The organism is Blautia sp. MSK17_66, from assembly GCF_020538025.1.
Lineage (GTDB): Bacteria > Bacillota > Clostridia > Lachnospirales > Lachnospiraceae > Blautia_A.
On sequence record NZ_JAJBNQ010000082.1, the window covers coordinates 1 to 597 of the forward strand.

1 protein-coding gene is annotated in these 597 nt (G+C 40.2%); it reads left to right on the forward strand.

What is annotated here, in order from left to right; all coding sequences use genetic code 11:
- The first annotated feature begins 139 nt into the window (after positions 1–139).
- Positions 140–568, forward strand: coding sequence for an IS200/IS605 family transposase (gene tnpA, locus LIR34_RS17570; RefSeq protein WP_161286331.1), 429 nt, complete (start codon positions 140–142; stop codon positions 566–568).
- Positions 569–597 lie beyond the last annotated feature (29 nt).

Below are 597 nucleotides of genomic sequence, written 5' to 3' on the forward strand. Positions count from 1 at the left end.
TAAATGAAAAGCCTAATCCCCCAGCTATGCTGGGGAGAATGGAGTAGGCGGAAGCGGTGAGGATAACAAAATAAAGCCTCCTGTGATATGATGAGAATGGTGTCGCAAGCCAAACTCAAAATCAAAGGAGGCGGTCCAAATGGACAATAAAAGTCTATCACATACTCGCTGGAAGTGCCAGTATCATATCGTATTCATTCCTAAATATAGGAAGAAAGTATTGTATGGAAAGGTACGAGAAGATGTGAGAGAAATAATATCAACTCTATGCAAATATAAAAGTGTAGAAATAATTGCGGGAGCCGTATGTATCGATCATGTGCATTTAAGCGTAGCAATTCCACCGAAATTTAGTGTATCAGACTTTATGGGATATCTGAAAGGGAAAAGCACATTGATGCTTTACGACAGACATCCAGAACTGCAAAGTAAATGGGATAAAGCCTTTTGGGCTAGAGGATATTATGTTGAAACAATCGGCAATATAACAGATGCAGCAGTTCAGAAATATATAAATGAGCAAGCAGAGGAATCGAGAAGAGAAGATTCCAGTAGTACCGCTTTATAGCGGGCCAGTAAAAGTGCTTGCGATACCGC

What these genes read in the sequence shown, in the direction of transcription:
- tnpA (WP_161286331.1), top strand. Translation starts at nt 140, where the DNA reads ATGGACAATAAAAGTCTATCACATACTCGCTGGAAGTGCCAGTATCAT.